16 protein-coding genes are annotated in these 17224 nt (G+C 50.0%); 9 read left to right on the plus strand and 7 right to left on the minus strand.

Features of this window, described 5'->3' with window-relative positions; all coding sequences use genetic code 11:
- Positions 1 to 4 precede the first annotated feature (4 nt).
- The 3 genes from ACS5NO_RS19720 to ACS5NO_RS19730 form a co-directional block, all read right to left on the minus strand.
- The gene (locus ACS5NO_RS19720; RefSeq protein ID WP_439416734.1) at positions 5 to 1207 is read right to left on the minus strand and encodes an NAD(P)/FAD-dependent oxidoreductase; all 1203 of its coding nucleotides are present in this window, start codon (positions 1205 to 1207) and stop codon (positions 5 to 7) included.
- A 149-nt stretch (positions 1208 to 1356) separates the two neighbouring features.
- The gene (locus tag ACS5NO_RS19725; protein WP_138992146.1) at positions 1357 to 1737 is read right to left on the minus strand and encodes a hypothetical protein; all 381 of its coding nucleotides are present in this window, start codon (positions 1735 to 1737) and stop codon (positions 1357 to 1359) included.
- Positions 1738 to 1828: 91 nt separating this feature from the next.
- Positions 1829 to 2347, minus strand: coding sequence for an NUDIX hydrolase (locus ACS5NO_RS19730; protein WP_439416735.1), 519 nt, complete (start codon positions 2345 to 2347; stop codon positions 1829 to 1831).
- Between the two features lie 96 nt (positions 2348 to 2443).
- On the opposite strand from ACS5NO_RS19730, the gene ACS5NO_RS19735 reads away from it, so the two are divergent.
- Together ACS5NO_RS19735 and ACS5NO_RS19740 are read left to right on the plus strand one after the other, a co-directional pair.
- Positions 2444 to 3361, plus strand: a complete 918-nt coding sequence (locus ACS5NO_RS19735; RefSeq protein ID WP_439416736.1) for a DUF2911 domain-containing protein — start codon at positions 2444 to 2446, stop codon at positions 3359 to 3361.
- Positions 3362 to 3472: 111 nt separating this feature from the next.
- Positions 3473 to 3880 carry a hypothetical protein gene (locus tag ACS5NO_RS19740; protein ID WP_439416737.1) on the plus strand — a complete coding sequence of 136 codons (408 nt, stop codon included), beginning with the start codon at positions 3473 to 3475 and terminating at the stop codon, positions 3878 to 3880.
- Between the two features lie 9 nt (positions 3881 to 3889).
- Here the strand turns inward: ACS5NO_RS19740 and ACS5NO_RS19745 are convergent, their stop codons facing one another.
- Both ACS5NO_RS19745 and ACS5NO_RS19750 read right to left on the minus strand, forming a co-directional pair.
- Complete coding sequence (locus ACS5NO_RS19745; protein ID WP_439416738.1) at positions 3890 to 5593, minus strand: sodium:solute symporter family protein; 1704 nt, start codon at positions 5591 to 5593, stop codon at positions 3890 to 3892.
- A complete protein-coding gene (locus tag ACS5NO_RS19750) occupies positions 5590 to 5715 on the minus strand; it encodes a hypothetical protein (protein WP_262510987.1) in 126 nt (41 codons plus the stop codon). Before ACS5NO_RS19750 ends, ACS5NO_RS19745 begins: the two co-directional genes overlap by 4 nt.
- Positions 5716 to 5889: 174 nt before the next feature.
- Here ACS5NO_RS19750 and ACS5NO_RS19755 point away from each other — a divergent pair, with 174 nt between their 5' ends.
- Positions 5890 to 6678: an SDR family NAD(P)-dependent oxidoreductase gene (locus ACS5NO_RS19755; RefSeq protein WP_439416739.1), complete on the plus strand. Its 789-nt coding sequence runs from the start codon at positions 5890 to 5892 to the stop codon at positions 6676 to 6678.
- Positions 6679 to 6734: 56 nt separating this feature from the next.
- Here the strand turns inward: ACS5NO_RS19755 and ACS5NO_RS19760 are convergent, their stop codons facing one another.
- Both ACS5NO_RS19760 and tilS read right to left on the minus strand, forming a co-directional pair.
- On the minus strand, positions 6735 to 9041 hold the full coding sequence (locus ACS5NO_RS19760) for an OmpA family protein (protein WP_439416740.1): 2307 nt from the start codon (positions 9039 to 9041) through the stop codon (positions 6735 to 6737).
- A gap of 140 nt (positions 9042 to 9181) precedes the next feature.
- The gene (gene tilS, locus ACS5NO_RS19765; protein WP_439416741.1) at positions 9182 to 10552 is read right to left on the minus strand and encodes a tRNA lysidine(34) synthetase TilS; all 1371 of its coding nucleotides are present in this window, start codon (positions 10550 to 10552) and stop codon (positions 9182 to 9184) included.
- 161 nt (positions 10553 to 10713) lie between these two features.
- Here tilS and ACS5NO_RS19770 point away from each other — a divergent pair, with 161 nt between their 5' ends.
- From ACS5NO_RS19770 to porD, 6 genes are all read left to right on the plus strand, one after another.
- Positions 10714 to 12708 (plus strand): OstA-like protein, encoded by a 1995-nt coding sequence (locus ACS5NO_RS19770; RefSeq protein WP_439416742.1) that lies wholly within the window; start codon positions 10714 to 10716, stop codon positions 12706 to 12708.
- Between the two features lie 187 nt (positions 12709 to 12895).
- Positions 12896 to 13537 (plus strand): T9SS type A sorting domain-containing protein, encoded by a 642-nt coding sequence (locus ACS5NO_RS19775; protein ID WP_439416743.1) that lies wholly within the window; start codon positions 12896 to 12898, stop codon positions 13535 to 13537.
- Positions 13538 to 13679: 142 nt separating this feature from the next.
- A complete protein-coding gene (locus ACS5NO_RS19780; protein ID WP_114406224.1) occupies positions 13680 to 14564 on the plus strand; it encodes an outer membrane protein assembly factor BamD in 885 nt (294 codons plus the stop codon).
- A 69-nt stretch (positions 14565 to 14633) separates the two neighbouring features.
- Positions 14634 to 14954, plus strand: a complete 321-nt coding sequence (locus ACS5NO_RS19785) for a DNA-directed RNA polymerase subunit omega (protein WP_114406225.1) — start codon at positions 14634 to 14636, stop codon at positions 14952 to 14954.
- A gap of 130 nt (positions 14955 to 15084) precedes the next feature.
- On the plus strand, positions 15085 to 16305 hold the full coding sequence (gene coaBC, locus ACS5NO_RS19790) for a bifunctional phosphopantothenoylcysteine decarboxylase/phosphopantothenate--cysteine ligase CoaBC (protein ID WP_439416744.1): 1221 nt from the start codon (positions 15085 to 15087) through the stop codon (positions 16303 to 16305).
- Positions 16302 to 17222, plus strand: coding sequence for a type IX secretion system protein PorD (gene porD / locus ACS5NO_RS19795; RefSeq protein ID WP_439416745.1), 921 nt, complete (start codon positions 16302 to 16304; stop codon positions 17220 to 17222). Before coaBC ends, porD begins: the two co-directional genes overlap by 4 nt.
- Positions 17223 to 17224 lie beyond the last annotated feature (2 nt).

The following is a 17224-nucleotide window of genomic DNA, read 5'->3' on the forward strand; positions in this document are numbered from 1 at the left end:
ACGGTTAACGTCCAAACCGGTACCACTGCAATTCGTCGGCTTTTTTGCCCTGTAACACATCCCGGATCAGTTCTGCTGCCGTCACACTGAACGTGATGCCGTTGCCGCCAAAACCGAGCGCAAAATAACTGTGCGGAAAAGCCGGGTGTTCGCCAATGTAAGGCAACCCATCTTTGGTTTCACCGAAGGTGCCCGCCCACGCCAGATCCGGAATAAACGGCAGATCCGGGTATAATTGCCGCACTTTTTCGGTCAGCATTTCGCGTTTTTTGTCAATCAGTTTATCGCGTAATAATGCATTTTTGAACGGCTCGTCTCCCCCGCCGACCAATACCCGGTTGTCGTCGGTAGTCCGCAAATAGAGGTAGGGACTTTGCGTATCCCAGAGCAAGACCGACCGCAATTCCGGGGGCAGTTCAGCCAGTGGTTCGCTGACGACGGCGAAAGTGCTTTTCAATTTGACCACTTTTTCCGGCAGCATTTCCTGCGCTTCGTATCCGGTGCAATACACCACTTTTCGGGTTTCGATCAGAGCCAGGTCGGTGGTCAACACCCGAACGCCGTTGGGTTCATAATCCGTGGCCTTGATTTCAACGTGATCAAAAACCCGTAAGCCTTTGGCGACAGAAGCCCGCAGCAGATCATGGGCAAAATGGTAGGCGTCGATCTCGGCCGCATCCGACGAACAAATGGCCGCTACAGCCGCCAGTCCGAACCGTTTCCGCAGGCTGGCCCGGTTGAGCCATTCCACCTTGAAACCGTGTTTCCGGCGGGATTCATATTCTTTCCGCAGAAATTCTTCGTCGTCCGGGATGGCTGCGAGGTAGATACTTTTCTTCGGTTTGAAACCGGAGCGACTTTTGAGTTTCTTCACCAATTGGTCAATTTTACCGATGGCATCCCGGCACGATTCGTAGGCCCGGAGGGCTCCCTCCTCGCCAATCATCGGAATCAATTCGTGCAAAGCCGTGTCGATTTCATACTGCAGCATGGCCGTGCTGGCCGATGTGCTGCCCGTTGCGACATCTCGTTTGTCGATCACGACGGTATCGAAACCCGCCTGAACGAGGGAATGGGCCATGAGCGAACCCGTGATGCCGCCCCCCACAATGAGTACATCGCAGGAAATGGGTTGGCGTAGAGATGGATACGTGTGTAACAAGCCGTTTTTCAACAGCCAGAAAGGTTCCTGAGAGTGAACGTCCATAAAAGGGAGAAATGAGAGAATAGACAAGAGAAATGAGACAACGTCTACATTGATTTCTCTTGTCACAAAGCATAACCGCTTGAGCAGGCTCAGGGTTTAAAGAAAAAGCCACCCCGTTTCGGAGGTGGCCTGGGATTGGAAGGTTCATTCTAATTCCCAACGCTTTCGTCGGCTTCAGCCCGGTTGGCAACTTCCGGTTTGTTGGCCGGTGGGGGGCTAACCATCAAATTCTGCTGCTTATAATTTCGGTTGGCCATTGAAGGTTTCGCCGGAATCGCAATGGCCGGGTCTCCGATGCCGCCCCGGCGTTGCTGCTCGCGGTAACTGGCGATATTCTGCGGCTGGCGTTTCCGAATCCGGAAAGTGATCCCCGACTCGGGTTCCCACTCGCGGGCAGCTTTAACTTTATTCGGATGCTTGTAATTTGCCGTTGAATACGTGTGGTCTCGCTTCACTTTATCCTGCGAAGTTGCCGGAATAGCCAAAGCTATCGCCAGCAGACCCAGACAGGTCATTCGTATCGTCTTCATAGGAGCTGTGGTTTTGTTGTACCGGGAAAACAATAAAGTTGTTTTCGTTGCCAATATAACACCACAAACAATAACTATACTTTTCGTTATTCTATTTTTTCTTTGCATTCATGCGAATAATCGATTTTTCAGTCGTCAATTTCTCAACTTCAGCTACATTTACCCATCGAACTCCCTTCGTTTCTACTGTCTGCACAAATGGCTGGTCTGTTGTGGCCTCCAGTAAAAACCGGATGTCATAGTGAAGATGTTCAGGCTCCGATACTCTTGCCGGGATCGTATGGATGTCGATATCAAAAATGGCCGGGCTGACCACTTTTATATTCTGAAGACCGGTTTCCTCCTCGGCTTCCCGCAGTGCCACCCCGAGTAGATCCGGATCACCGTCGGCGTGTCCGCCGGGTTGAAACCAGCGGTCTAGTTTGGCATGATGGAGAAGAACCACCTGTCGGCGGTCGGGGCTGACGATCCAGGCCGAACCGGTTACATGGCCGATGGTCAGATGCCGCTCGAAGCAGTCGGGATGGTTCCTGACAAACTGAATAGTTTGCTCCAGCATTGTGCTTTCATCTTCATCGAAAGGCTGGTGACACTGTAACAGTGTTAACAAAGGTTGGCGGTGCATATTTGATAATCAAGTTGGCAATGAAGAGAAAAAACTGCAATTTCGTCCCGATTTTACTACGACATACAATTAACTGAAACCATGAAAAAAATTTCCATTCTGGCCACACTGACGCTGGTTGCACAGCTTGCCATCGCCCAGATTAAATTGCCGCAAGCCAGTCCGGGTGCGACAGTAATCCAGACGGTTGGCACCACTGATTTTACGATAACGTATTCGCGACCCAGTTTAAAAGGACGGGCTGCCCTGGGTGCGCAAACACCGCTGGCACCATTTGGCCAGCTCTGGCGGACCGGTGCCAATGGCGCTACCAATTTTAAAACGACAACGGACGTGATGGTGCAGGGCCAGAAATTGCCCGCCGGAAGCTACTCAGTATTCACCATCCCGAACCAGAGCGAATGGACCCTGATCTTCAATAAAAACCCGACCGCCAGTGCGGAAGAAGGCATTCCGAACGGGTACAAAAAAGAAGAAGATGCCGTTCGGGTGCAAATAAAAGCAGAAAAAGTATCCCGCCCCCGCGAAACATTCACCATCGACATCAGCGACCTGACCGATAGCACCGCCAATTTAAACTTCTACTGGGCGGATACCCGGGCTATCGCCAACCTCAAAGTCGATGTGATGGCCAACGCCCAGGCTAACGTCGAAAAAGCCGTTGCCGACAAACCCGAAGATGCCGGTATTCTGCAAGCGGCTGCCAACTGGAATCTCTCTAAAAACCGCAACCTGGACCAGGCACTGGCGTGGGCCGATAAGTCGATCGGGCTGAAAGAAACCTATTCGAACCTGTGGATTAAGGCTCAGATTTTGTCAAAAATGGGCAAGGTAGCCGAGGCATTACCCCTGGCTCAAAAGGCACTTGTGGTCGGTGAAGCGTCCAATGATCCGGTTTTCCGATTCTACAAAGAGGGTATCCAAAAAGGAGTTTCCGATTACCAGGCTTTGATTCCGGTGGACACTAAAGTCCTGAAAGGCAAGAAGAAAAAAGCATAAGATTTTGACAATCAATACTCATAAAAACGCTTTCAATCATTGGAATTGAAAGCGTTTTTTATTTTTACATACAACTATACACCCCAAAAATAGTTTTCAGTATATTTGGACATGCCAACTGAACGCGTCCGTATTCAACAACTAGAACATCTCGCCACTGAGCAGGGACAAGCCATCGAGAGTGTGGCCCGGGGTTTAGCCAATCTGACCGTCACGGTCAAGCAGGAATTCACCCAAGTAAACAACCGGCTCAATAGAATAGAAGGTGACGTCGCCGAACTGAAAACCGATGTCGCTGTTTTAAAAACCGATGTGGCAGAACTGAAAACCGATGTCGCTGTTCTGAAAACCGATGTCGCTGTTCTGAAAACCGACGTCGCTGTTCTGAAAACCGATGTCGCCGAAATAAAAACCGATGTGGCCGGATTGAAAACCGATGTGGCTAGTTTAAAAGTCGGACAAGGTCGTATGCAACTGACACTCGACATGCTCCTTGCGTATCTTCGGGAGCGTCTCTAGCCCTAAAAATCAAGCGGGAGTCGCCGTTTTCTTCGAAGGCATCACCTGTTCCAGTAACCAGGCAATGCCGATTAACAGGACGCAACCGATCACATTCAACCACAGAAATGCGGTCAGTTCAGCCAGCCAGCACCAGACGACGAGCCCCTCCGTAATCACGGCGGCCCAGAAGGTGGCCTTCCCTCCAATGGATTTGACGTAAAAAGCAACCAGAAATATCCCCAGAATAACGCCGTAGAAAAGTGACCCCAGGATGTTGACGGCTTCAATCATGCTCCCCAGTTTGCTGGCAAATTGGGCCACAATGATGCAGAATACGCCCCAAATGATGGTCGCCACCCTGGATGCCTTCAAATAGTGCCCATCGGAATAGTCTTTGCAAAAAAGCCGTTTGTAAATATCGACCACCGTGGTGGAAGCGAGCGAACTGTAGGCAGCGGCAATCGACCCCATCGACGCACTGAAAATAACGGCAATCAGCAACCCGATCAATCCGTGGGGCAGAAAGTCGAGAACGAAACGGAGAAAAACATAATTGACATCACTCGTATCGCCCACCGGATTGTTCTTTTTAATTAGATCGACCACCTGCCCTTTCACCGCTTTGGCTTCCTCATCGGTTTTCAGAATCACCGCCTTGGTTTGCTCAACGGATGCGTCGTTCCCGTCAGAAAGTGCCTTATTTAAGGTCAAAACCGCCTTTTGGCGACGGGCTGCAATGGTTTGGTGTTCCGTTTCCAACTGCCGGTATTGATCCGCATATTGACTTTTCAGCAGTTGATCCGTTTCTACTTTATTGAAAAATACCGGCGAGGGGTTGAACTGGTAGAATACAAATACCAATACGCCCACCAGAAGGATCAAGAACTGCATCGGAACCTTCAACATCCCGTTGGCCAGCAGGCCCAGTCGGCTTTGGCCAATCGATTGCCCGGTTAAATAGCGTCCCACCTGCGACTGATCGGTACCAAAATAAGATAGTTGCAGGAAAAAACCGCCAATCAGTCCCGACCAGAGGTTGTAGCGGCTATCGGGGTCAAATTTGAGATCAATGGTATTGAGCCGACCGGCTTTTCCGGCTACTTCCAGTGCATCCATAAAACCGACATCCGCCGGAAGCAGATGAACCGTCATCCAGCCGGCAATAAACATGGCCACCGTCACAATCAGCATTTGCTGGAGGTGGGTGTAGGAAATAGCTTTGGCTCCACCCGTCACGGTATACACCAGCACAATACCGCCCATGATGATGTTGGTCCAGAAGATGTTCCACCCCAGAATGGTCGACAGAATGATGGATGGCGCGTAGATGGAAAGACCCGTCGATAACCCGCGTTGCAGCAGGAAAAGCAAAGCCGTAAAAACGCGAACCCGTGCATCGAACCGGGATTCCAGGTATTCGTAAGCGGTGAAAACTTTCAGCCGGTGGAAAATGGGAACGAACGTAACAGCCAATACAACCATCGCCAGCGGAAGTCCAAAATAAAACTGAACAAACCGCATCCCGTCCGTAAAGGCCTGCCCCGGTGTGGAGAGAAAAGTAATGGCACTGGCCTGGGTGGCCATCACCGACAGGCAAACGTGGTACCACGGCAATGATTGGTTGGCCAGCAGGTAATCTCCCATGTTGCGATTACCCCGGCTACGAACCACCCCATAAACAATGATAATTGCCAGTGTGCCGGCCAGGATGAGCCAATCGAGACTGCTCATGAAAAATACCGCATAAACCCGTAAAACAAGATTATTTCGAGCAGCAAACTGCCAATGACAATGCTGTATAACTGGCGCCAGGAACGCACGAAGGGAGGTAAATCCGTAGAGTTTTGGGTCATTGTAGAACGGTGGTTGGTTCTTTCTTCTTTATGGCAACGAAAATAGGCAAATCTCTCGTATACAACTTATCTATCCAATCATTAAAACTATCCTACCTTATTTTTGAATTATTCAATTTTAAAGATAGTTTGCAGACAGACTTTCCTCGATCACCCCACAAGATACGGTCAAATATGGCAAAACTACCCGGAAAAGACGTAGAGAAATCTGTTTTTGGTTTGGACGGCAAAGTGGCCCTGATTACGGGAGCCAGTAAAGGAATTGGCGAGGACATTGCCCGCATCTTTGCCCGGTTTGGAGCCAAAGTCGTCATCAGCAGCCGTCGGCAAAGCAGTCTCGACGGCGTTGTTGCCGAAATCCGGAAAGTAGGTGGAGAAGCCAACGGCATTGCCGCCCATGCCGGCGACCACGACCAGCTTCGGCACCTCGTCGACAAAACCGTGGAGATATACGGCGGCATCGACATTCTGGTCAACAACGCGGCTACCAATCCCATTTTCGGGCCGACGATTGACTGCGATCTGGCCGCTTTCGATAAAATCATGCAAGTGAATGTCAAGGCTCCTTTTGAGTTGAGTAAAATGGTTTACCCCATTATGAAAGCCCGGGGCGGTGGGAGCATCATTATGATGAGTAGTATTGCCGGCGAAACGCCCGACCCCGGTTTGGGCATGTACAGCGTTAGCAAAGCGGGTTTGAACATGCTGACCAAAGTCCTGGCAAAAGAATGGGGAGCCGACCACATCCGCGTCAATGCCATTTGCCCCGGTTTGATCAAAACCAAATTCAGTCAGGCGCTCTGGCAGGACGAAGCGATTCTGGCCCATTTCACCCACCGTTTGCCCATCGCCCGCATGGGAACCACCGACGAAATCAGCCCACTGGCCCTATTTCTCGCATCCAACGCATCGGCGTATTGTACAGGCAGTCTGTTCCACGCGGATGGCGGAACGTTGATTTGAAGAACGATCGGGTTCCCCCTCCGAATATCCGAAAACAGGCATTACACCATTAACCTTTACTTTCCGGCGGTTTCAGGACGATTGCCCTGAACCGACACAATTTTAAACTCCGTTCTCCGGTTTTTCTGGTGCTTACTTTCGGGACAGGCTACATCATCCGTACAGCCATTCAGGATTTCGGTTTCACCATACCCCTGAGCATCCAGCCTTGAAGGGTCTATCCCATGGTTAACCAGATAATCGACCGTGGCTCTGGCCCGGTAGGTCGACAATTGCAGGTTGTAGGCATCGTTGGCGCGGCTGTCGGTGTGCGACCGAAGTTCAATTTTCATTTCCGGGTATTTTTTCAGAAGCCCGGCTAAATGATCCAGTTCCCGGGCGGCATCCGGGCGGATAAAAAACTTGTTGTAGTCGTAATAGATGTTCTTCAGCTCAAATACATCGCCCTCACCGTAGATTCCCTGCTGTTTTTCAATCAGTTTTGGGTTTTTTCCGGCCTTCATTTTCGGAATTTGTTCGCTGTTGGCCGTATAGCGGTTTTTCTGGGTTGTCAGCGTGTAGGGCGCCCCCGGTTTCATCTCAAATTCATATTTCCCATCCGTTCCGGTCACAACCTGCTGTTCCGATTTGTCTTTGTCATTCCGCAAGGTCACCGTCACGCCCGGTGCGGGTTGCTGGTTTACTTCGGTTTTTACCGTTCCTTTCACCAGCGTATTTTCACTTTTTTCCAGATAAATCGACACCGTCATTACCGGCCTTTCCGATTGCGTCATGGTTGAAAACCGGATGCTGTTCGTTGCATACCCCTCTTTGATCGCTTTAAATTCATAGTCGACGTTGGCATCGAGACAAAAACCGGTTTTGCCATCGACCCCGGTAAAGCGTAAATCCTGATTCACCCCGGCTTTGATCACCCGAACATCGGCCACGGCGATGGGCTCGCTGGTTTTGGCATCGTAAACAAAAATGTTCAGTTGCTTGCAGGTCCGCCGGAAACTGTAAATATTGTCGTCACTGACACCCCGTTTCCGATTGCTGCTGAAATAACCGGACGTCCGGTTTTTGGTGGTAATCAGGCCAAAATCATCCTTTTCCGAATTAATCGGATAACCCATATTCTGAACACCTTTAAAAGCGATTCCTTCCCGCAGTTCAGCATAAAACAGGTCGAGACCGCCCAACCCTTCGTGGCCGTCCGAGGAGAAGTAGAGATTACTGTTTTCGTCAACAAACGGAAACATCTCGTTACCTTCCGTATTGATTTCCTTGCCCATGTTCACCGGCGACGACCACTGCCCGTCCTTGAACTCGACCACATAAATATCGGTTCCGCCAAAACCGCCCGGCATATCCGACACAAAATACAGTTTGGTATCATCCGGTGATAAAGCCGGATGTCCGACCGAATAATCATTGCTGCAAAACGGAAGTTCCTCGACCTTCTGCCAACTTCCTTTGGCATTCTCAGCGATGTATAATTTTAGTTTTCGGATGCCATCGTTACTTTTTCCGCCTTTTCCTTTGGCCGTGTTGTTACGGGTGAAAATGATCCGGCTCTGGTCTTTGAAAAAAGTCATCGGCCCCTCGTGATATTTCGTGTTGAGCGTCCGGCTGAACAATTCGGTTTTGGAAAGCGACTTTTCTTCCACAGGGGCTACCTCAACCGCGTCAGCCGTCGCATTACTTCCACCCAGCGAAGCCGCCCGGGCCGCGAGTTCTGCATTATTTTGCAGTTCAGCCGTATCGGGATAAAAATACAAGTCCAGAAACGGGGTTTGATTCCAGCCAAAAACCCGTTTGACCGGTCCCGTTTCGTCGCGCGCTGACACAAAAGCCAGGCCGTTCTGATAATACATGGGGCTAAAATCGGCCTGACGGGAGTTGACCGGCAGAAATTCCACTTTATAGGAAGAGGAATCCTGAAAAAACCGGTTCATGTCCATGTAGGAAACCGTAAATTTCCGGCCCCGCAAGTCTTCATTCTGTTTTTCTCCGTATTTGCTGTACAGTTTTTGCGAATCGCGGTATTTGCCATTGGCGGCCAGTGCCTGGGCGTAGTAGAGGTAATTTTTGGAGTCGGTTTCGGGAAATTCCCGGATCAAATCGGCGTAGATTCGTTCGGCATTTTTAGTATCCTGCAACGCGCGGTAACTATAGCCCAGTTTGGTGTAAGCCTCCTGCACTTCGGCGGGGTCTTTCTTTTTATCGAGCCGCAAAAAATCCTCATACGCCCGGGCCGCATTTACGTAGGCCAGATTCTCAAACTGTTTGTTAGCCGCCTTCAGTCGCGCACTTTGCGCCTGAACGGCCAACGCCACGACACTCAGGATGGCACTCAGCAGGGACAATCGTACGTATTTCATAGTGAATTGAAAGGGTTACTCCTTTAAAGCATCAAAACGAATGCCAAAATTTGCATGTACATCACATTCAAAGATACTAAAATCTCGTACCCCGGCAATCGGTAACCTAAAAGGGTGACTATTTTTGAAGAATAAAAGGGTTATTGACCGACAAGCCGACGCTCAATTTTCAGAATTTTTCGAGTATGATCGGTGACCCGAAACCGGTCGTCAGGCCGGTATCCGATGAGCCAGGCGATTGCCTCACCCGCCACTAAGACCCAGGCAGAACGCCGGTCGGTCAGGGAGACTTTCTGGTTGGTCAAAAAATTGCCTATCGACTGCTTGCCTTTCATGCCGAGCGGCTGGAAGCGATCTCCGGTTTGCCAGCGCCGGATGGTCAGCGGCCAATGAATCCGGTCGGCGTCCAGACAGGCAATCTCGTGATTTGACGGGATCTGAAAACCGTTTAAAGACTCAATGATTTCGAACCGCAAAGAAAAGTGGTCAGAAACCGACAGATCGCCAGACGGCAACTCAACCAATCGAATCTCCTGATTGTCAACTGCTTGTAATGATGAAAGTACCAAATAGTCACGATCGCGAAGCACCTGGTGGGTCGCCGACTGGAATTTTTGCCCAAAACCGTCTCCCCGAACAGCTTCAGCAAGCGGGTCTATCTGAACATACTGAAAACCGTATGGTTTCAGCCATTCGGACAACCGAAACGCCCACTCCCGCTGGTTGAGAAGTTGTTGAATCGAAAGAAAGACGCCTTCCGGACGGTTTTCGGCCACCTCTTCCCATGACCGGCGCATCTCCTCATCAAGCAGTTCATCCGCTGATTGCAAGCGCGCAACGGTGGTTTGGAGGGTTTGCAACAGGCTGGGATTCATCTCTTTCAAAATAGGAATCACCTGCTGGCGAAGGCGGTTTCGGCGGTATTTACCGGACGTATTGGAACTGTCTTCGCGCCAAACCAATTCCTTTTCGCGCGCATAGTCGCCAATGGTTTCACGATCGGCAAACCACAGCGGCCGGATGATGCGTCCCTGCCGGATGGGAATGCCCCGCAATCCGGTCAGGCCCGTACCCCGAACCAGGTTGATCAGGATGGTTTCCAAAACATCATCCTGGTGGTGAGCCGTCGCAATACTGGCATAGCCGTTCACCTCCGCCAGTTGCTCAAACCACGCATACCGCAGGTGCCGGGCCGCCATCTGCGTCGAAATCCCCTGCTCTTCGGCCTGCTGTTTTGCCGATAAACGGGTGGTATGAAACCGTACGCCATGCTGCTCCGCCAGGGCTCTCACAAAGGCTTCATCCTCATCGGACTCAGCTCCGCGCAACTGAAAATTGACGTGAGCGATCCCGTACTGAAACCCTGCCATTCGAAACAACTCCGCCATCACCACCGAATCCAGCCCGCCACTAACCGTCAGGAGAATGCAATCAGTTTGGCCAAAAAGTTGTTCTCTGTTAATAAAGCTTAAAAACTGGTGTTCTATCGCCCGGTTTCGCGCTAAAGCCATAATTTTGTATCCGAAATAGTCTGAAATGCCTTTACGTCGGTTAAGGAGAAAAGATTCCTAGTTAATCATTTAATCCGCGTAATCCCAGTTCAGATGATTCAGAAGATTTTTTTTCCATGCATCGCAACCCTTTGAATAAAACGAGCGTCTATAGCAATAGAATGATTCACAAGCTCCTGGTCATGCTTCTGGTTTTGCTGGCCGGTTCAGCAAACGCCCAGCCTGGCAATCCGGCAGCGGGTGGCGCAACCGATATTGTGATTCTGAAACGGGCCGACCAACTGGAAGGCCTGCAATCGGGAACCGAAGAGATTAAAAAACTGACCGGTAACGTCGAGCTTCTGCACAAAAATACGCTGATGTTTTGCGACCGGGCGGTTCAAAATCTGACCACCAACGTCATTGAAGCTTACGGCAATGTACGGATGATCCAGGGCGATACGCTGAGTGTCAAAGGGGATACCTTATTCTATTATGGGGCCAGTCGGCAAGCCAATGTAACGGGTCGGACGGTGGTGTTGAAAGACCGGAAAATGACCTTGACTACCCGGCGGCTGGATTACGACATGGCCAACGGAATTGCCCATTATCCGGTAAAAGGCCGGATTGTTGACCGGGAGAATATTCTGACGAGCCGGGAAGGCTATTACAACACGCGGACGAAACTGTTTACGTTTCATGAGAACGTTAAACTGGTCAATCCGCAGTATACGCTGACCGCTGATTCGTTGCTTTACAACTCGTTGAGCAAAATTGCCACGTTTCAGGGGCCAACCAAAATTGTGAGCAAGGAAGGAACGCTGCTTGCCAAAGACGGAGATTACAATACCGTCTCGCGCCTGTCGAACTTCCAGCGCCGGGCCACCATTGAAACGGAGAAATATACGCTGACGGGCGATACGTTGTTTGGGAACAACGCCAACGATTATTACACCGCCCGTGGCAACGTCGTCCTTTTTGCGAAGGGAGATCAAACAATTTTGACGGGCGATTTCGGTCGATACAACCGAAAAGCCGGTGTAGCCCGCATGATTGGGCATGCCCTGGTCAAAAGCATTTCGAGTTCGGATACCTTGTTCATGCGGGCCGATACCCTCTGGTCGTTTGAACTACCCAATCCGAAATACAAAAAGGGGAAGACCAACACGGATTCGACATACCGGCGGTTGATCGGGCAGCGGAATGTACTGGTTTTCAAAAATGATTTGCAGAGTAAATGTGATTCGATCGTGTATGAAACCGCAGACTCGACCATCTACTTTTTCAAGGATCCCATTGTCTGGAGCACGAATTATCAGATGGAAGGTGACTCGATAACGGCATTGATGAAAAATAATCGCATCCATAAAATGTTACTTCGGGGCCATTCTTTCGTCATATCACAAGATACACTGCTCAATTTTAACCAGGTAAAAGGCCGGACGCTGACCAGTTATTTTGCGTATGACAAGAAAAGTGAACGCTCCGACATCGATCATGTGGTGGTTGAAGGCAATGGGGAGAGTCTGTATTTCGCCGTCGATGACAATAACAAAATGGTGGGTATGAACCGGGTTTTGTGCAGTAAAATGACAATCCGGTTTGCGGACCGAAAGGTTAACAAAATTAGCTTTTACGGCCAGCCGGATTCCAAACTGGTTCCTCCCCAGGAATTAAAGGATGCGGACAAACAACTGGACGGTTTTAACTGGCGGATGGCCGAAAAGCCAACCAAAGCCCGAATCCTGGGATTACCGGAACCAACGACGCCCGCATCGGCAACGGTTTTAAGTGCAAAAACCGTCAAAAAAGCGGCAGCAGCCGTTTTGCCCGAAGCATCGGCGACGACCAAACGGGAGGTTCCGTTAAACGAATCAAAGATGAAAGGGTTGATCCGGAAAACGACAGGAAACACCGTCGAAACCGCGCCCGTCAAAGAAGCTATTTCGGTGAACAAACCGGCACCCGTTCCGACAGTTGAACCGAAAAAGGATATTGAAAAAGTGAAACCGGCTACCGTTACGGAGAAAAAAATTCAACCGGTGGACAGTTTGAGGACGGAAACCTCGAAAAATACCACTACGAAACCGGCGCTTCGCACTACGCCAACACCGGTGGAAGAGAGCGATCTGGAAAAGGAACTCAATAAAAAACCGGTTCGCAAAACCGGTAACTGATTGGGAGTCCAGTGGTTTGTAAATAAATTTTTGAATTTGTTTTAAACCTTTGGGGTAATGTCCGGTTCTAACTGACAAAAAAGGATTTGAATTGCAATTTTTTGAGGAAGTGGTCGTTGACTTTCTCGTTTTTTTAAATATGTTTGTGATGGGGTAATATATCCACCCAATTATTGAATGAAATTATATGAAACAACCTGTACGTTTATATGCCTGGTTAACCGGATTGGCACTTCTGGTATCGCAGAGCCTGATGGCTCAGAGCGATAGCGGCAAGCCCAAAAGCCGGTTGGAGTTGGGGCAAAAACCCGCACCGACGAGTCGTGTGATTCACTCCCGCAACTTCCCCTTCCTGAAGCACCCCAGCGTTTCCAGTCTGGATCGTGGTGTTACTGCTCAGAAAAATGCCGCCATTAACCAATTTTACCGCAATCAGCTTCTGCAAACCTCGGCGGGTAAAACCCCGATTCGCGCGGCCAGCTCGGATACCGGCAATCTGCCCACGCCTGAAGCCCGCGTTTCGGCGGAAGAAACACGAAAGGTTGAGGATTGGATGTATGCCAACGAACGGATCACGGTTTCTAATATTTACCCGAATCCAGCCAATGAAAGAGCCGAAATTGATTACCAGATATTTGGTGGTGTAAAAGACGCTAAACTCATCTTTTACAATGTGTTAGGTGCTCCGGTGAAAGAGTATGTTCTGGATCGGAACGAGCGAAAAATTCGGATTGCAACCAGCGAAATGAATTCCGGTATGTATTTTTATCAACTGTCTCTGGAAGGGCAAAAAATTGCAACCAAAAAGTTAATGGTCAGTCATCAATGACTGTCGATATGAAGTTTGATAGGCAGTAGGCAGTATTTCTGTTTACTGCTTATTTTTTTGCCTACCAGCGCCCTCAACGTCAGCACTATTTACGGGGAATGATCGTTAGTCTTACAGAGATTTTTATTAATTTTGCATCCTTATGCAGCATTGTTTGAAAGCAGGTACATTGGCGGTTGTGTTGTTGGTAATGATTACATCATGCAGCCCATTTCAGAAATTACAGAAAACGGGTACGGATGATCAAAAGTATCAGGCGGCCGTCACGTATTTTAAAAAGGGGGAATTTTACCGGGCGGGTCTGTTGTTTGAAGAGTTGATTCCCATTTTGAAAGGAAGCACGGAATCGGAAATGGCCCAGTTCTACCGGGCTCACTGCGAATATCAACAGCAGAATTACCAGTTGTCGTCGTTTCACTTCAAGCAGTTTTACGAAACCTTTGCCCGAAGCGATTACGCCCACGAAGCGATGTATTTCTACGCTCTTTCGCTGTACAAAGATTCGCCGAACTACAATTTGGATCAATCCAATACGCTGACAGCCATGGCCGCTTTGCAGGACTTTATCAATGCCCACCCGCAGAGCCCTTTTCGGCAGGAATGTACCCAGTATATCGCCGTTCTGCGCGACAAGCTGGAACTGAAGGCCTACGATAAAGCCAAACAATACTACAAGACCAGTGCCGCCAACATTGCCAATTACCGGTCTTCGGTGGTTTCCATTACTAATTTCCTCCGCGAATACCCGGATTCGAAATACAATGAAGAACTGGCCTACCTGCGCGTGGATGCGCAGTATAACCTGGCCAAAAACAGTTTTGCCGACAAACTGAAAGAGCGGCACCAGGAAGTGGTGACCTATTACCTGGCACTGGTAGACAAATTCCCGAAAAGCCCGGACCTTAAAAAAGCCGAGCGGATGTATGAAGACAGCCGTAAGGAACTGGAAACCATCGCCAATCAGGAAAAAGAGAAATTGAATCAGCAACAAAAACCGGCCAAAGTCACGGCGACAACAGCCAATTAATTAATAAACGGTTGCCCGAATTCACCAGCGTTCGGCGGCCGAAAACCGAGAAGAGAAAACCAAAAAACTATGGCAAATAATCCTTCGATCATCACCCGCGATACTGATAAAATTGCGGCAGCAACGGGTAATCTGTACGAATCAGTATCGATCATTTCAAAACGGGCGCGGCAGATTTCGAGCAAAATGAAAGAAGAACTGAGCAACAAACTTTCAGAATTTGCGTCGGCCGTCGACAACCTGGAAGAAGTGTTCGAAAACCGGGAGCAGATTGAAATTTCAAAATACTACGAGCGTCTTCCTAAACCGACCACGGTGGCAACGGACGAGTTCCTGGAAGGCAAACTGCAATGGCGCACGGTTGAAGAAGACACGAGCAGCTCGCTGTAATTCTTTATCTTTACGTTAGATACAAAACGAACCGAAGAAGCACAGAGACCACGGAGAAAATCGCACCGGCGACCTCTCTCTGTGTCCTTTGTGCTTCTTCGGTTCGTTTTGTGTGTTTATCCTGCTTATCATGTCCAAATTCACCGGAAAAAAGATTCTGCTGGGCGTAACGGGTAGCATCGCTGCGTATAAATCAGCCCTGCTGATCCGGCTTTTGATCAAGTCGGGAGCCGAAGTGCAGGTGATCATGACACCAGCGGCCAAAGATTTCATCACGCCCCTGACGCTGGCTACGCTGTCGAAACGCCCCGTTTTTTCGGAGTTCATTCAGTCTGGCGGGCAGGGCGAAGGGCAGTGGAACAACCACGTCGAGCTGGCTCTTTGGGCCGATTTGCTGGTTATTGCGCCGGTGTCGGCACACACGCTGGCGAAATTAGCCCACGGATTTTGTGACGATTTGTTGTCGGCGGTTTATTTATCAGCGAAATGCCCGGTTTTTCTGGCACCCGCCATGGATCTGGACATGTATCGCCACCCCACGACCCTGGAAAACCTCCGGCGTCTGGAATATTTCGGTAATCACCTCATTCAGGCCGAACACGGCGAACTGGCAAGCGGACTGGTGGGCGAAGGACGGCTGGCAGAGCCGGAACACATTGTGAATGAACTGGAACGGCATTTTGCCCACCGCCCGGTTTTCAGGCACAAACGAATACTGATTACCGCTGGCCCCACGCAGGAGGCCATCGATCCGGTTCGCTTTATCAGCAACCACTCGAGCGGCAAAATGGGCTATGCCATTGCCCGCGCTTTTGCTCAGGCCGGAGCCGACGTTACGCTCGTCAGCGGCCCCACGGTGCAACCCCTCCCCGATCCGGCCATCCGGCGCATAGCGGTGCGCTCGGCCCGGGAAATGTTTGAAGCAACGGCGGAAGAGTTTCCGAAAGCGCACGTGGTTGTGTTGGCGGCCGCCGTGGCCGATTACACCCCATTGCAACCCGCCGACCAGAAAATAAAGAAAAAGGAAACGGTTTTTGGGTTGGAAATGACCAAAACCGTCGATATTGCCGCCACCCTGGGGCAGCAGAAACGCCCGGACCAAATTACAGTCGGTTTTGCCCTGGAAACCAATGATGAACTAGCCAATGCATTGGGAAAACTCCGGGCCAAAAATTTCGATCTGATCGTTCTGAATTCTTTGCGCGATCCGGGTGCCGGTTTTGGGCACGATACCAACAAAATTACCGTTATTGACAAAGACGAGCGGATGTATGAATTTGATCTGAAATCGAAGGACAAAGTGGCCGAAGATTTGCTCAATCTCGTTCAGGAACAGCTATCGATGGTATGAAATTTCAATCCTTATTGCGAAGTGTTGCGGTATTCATCGTTTTGTCGACCCAAACCGGTCTGGCCCAGGAACTCAATTGCCAGGTAACGGTAAATTTCAACCAGGCCCAGTCGACGCAGATCACCGACCGTCAGGTTTTCCCCCAGCTTCAGAGTTTCATTACGGATTTTATCAATACCCGCCGGTGGACGACCGATGCGTTCAATCCGGAAGAACGCATCAACTGCAAACTGATTATTGACATTCTGAAAGTTCCCGCTCAGAATGTCTACCAGGGCCGTGCCCAGATCATTGTTACCCGCCCCGTGTATGGCACTAATTATGAGACCGTTACGCTGCGTTACATCGACAATTCGTTTGATTTCCCCTACCGCCCGAATGATGCAATGTTTTTTAACGAAAATACCAATTCCAGTGAATTAACGTCTTTGCTTGCTTTTCACGCGCTGATCATGTTGGGTGTCGATTACAATACTTTTAGCAAGCAGGGCGGGAAACCGTTTTTTCAACGGGCCTATAACGTGATGACCCTGGCGAATCAACGGGCCGACGCTGGCGGGGCGTGGGCTGCCAAGGGCGACATCCGCAACCGGTACTGGCTGATCGAAAACCTGCAAAGTCAGCAGTTTATCCCCTACCACGAAGCCTTGTATACCTACCACCGCCAGGCACTGGATACGTTCACCACCAACCCTGCGGGGGCGCGTCAGCAGGTTTTAGGCGTTTTGTCGACTCTCCAGCAGGTTAGTCAGCAGCGACTCAATTCTGTGGTAATCAATACGTTTTTTGACGCCAAGGGCGAAGAACTCTTTAACATCATGAACGAGGCTCCGCGCGATGAACGGCAAAAAGCTTTCACGCTTCTATCCACCCTCGACCCGGCAAAAACAGAAGTTTACCGGAAGTTACTCAGATAATT

The sequence above is a fragment of the Larkinella fluvii genome, from assembly GCF_051857545.1.
Classification (GTDB): domain Bacteria; phylum Bacteroidota; class Bacteroidia; order Cytophagales; family Spirosomataceae; genus Larkinella.